Here is a 966-nt window from a genome sequence, read left to right on the forward strand (position 1 = left end):
TTCGGATTGCAGGCTGCAACTCGCCTGCATGAAGTCGGAATTGCTAGTAATCGCGGATCAGCATGCCGCGGTGAATACGTTCCCGGGTCTTGTACACACCGCCCGTCACACCACGAGAGTTTACAACACCCGAAGTCGGTGGGGTAACCCGCAAGGGGGCCAGCCGCCGAAGGTGGGGTAGATGATTGGGGTGAAGTCGTAACAAGGTAGCCGTATCGGAAGGTGCGGCTGGATCACCTCCTTTCTATGGAGAATCGTTTCCTGCAACGGAAACATTCAAATCGGAAGCTTGACTTCCATTAGAACCTTTGGGTTCGAACACTCACTCGTTGCTCAGTTTTGAGAGTTGAAGCTCTCAAGTATTACCTTGATCCTTGAAAACTGGATACCGAAACGAAAATGCGTTTTAGAACATTCCTTTAAGCTGAACTTGTGTAAACAAGTTTATATTATAGCGATGCTAGCGATTTTCCCTTTGGGAAAACGCAATGGTTAAGCTAATAAGAGCACACGGAGGATGCCTAGGCGCCAGGAGCCGACGAAGGACGTGGCGAACAACGAAACTGCCTCGGGGAGCTGTAAGCAAGCTTTGATCCGGGGGTGTCCGAATGGGGAAACCCAGCTGTGGTAATTCGCAGTTACTCATACCTGAATACATAGGGTGTGCAGAGGCAGACCAGGGGAACTGAAACATCTAAGTACCCTGAGGAAGAGAAAACAATAGTGATTCCGTCAGTAGCGGCGAGCGAACGCGGAACAGCCTAAACCAAGGGGCTTGCCCCTTGGGGTTGTGGGACGTCTCACATGGAGTTACAAAGGAATATGGTAGGTGAAGAGGTCTGGAAAGGCCCGCGATAGAGGTAAAAGCCCTGTAACCTAAACTGTGTTCTCTCCGAGACGGATCCCGAGTAGTGCGGGGCACGTGAAACCCCGTATGAATCCAGCAGGACCATCTGCTAAGGCTAA

General features: G+C 51.0%; 2 rRNA genes. Both read left to right on the top strand.

Features of this window, described 5'->3' with window-relative positions:
- A 16S ribosomal RNA gene (locus A3842_RS11410) occupies window positions 1-244 on the top strand; the annotation flags it as partial.
- A gap of 246 nt (window positions 245-490) precedes the next feature.
- A 23S ribosomal RNA gene (locus A3842_RS11415) occupies window positions 491-966 on the top strand; the annotation flags it as partial.

The organism is Paenibacillus sp. P3E (assembly GCF_001909045.1).
Taxonomy (GTDB): domain Bacteria; phylum Bacillota; class Bacilli; order Paenibacillales; family Paenibacillaceae; genus Paenibacillus_AQ; species Paenibacillus_AQ helianthi.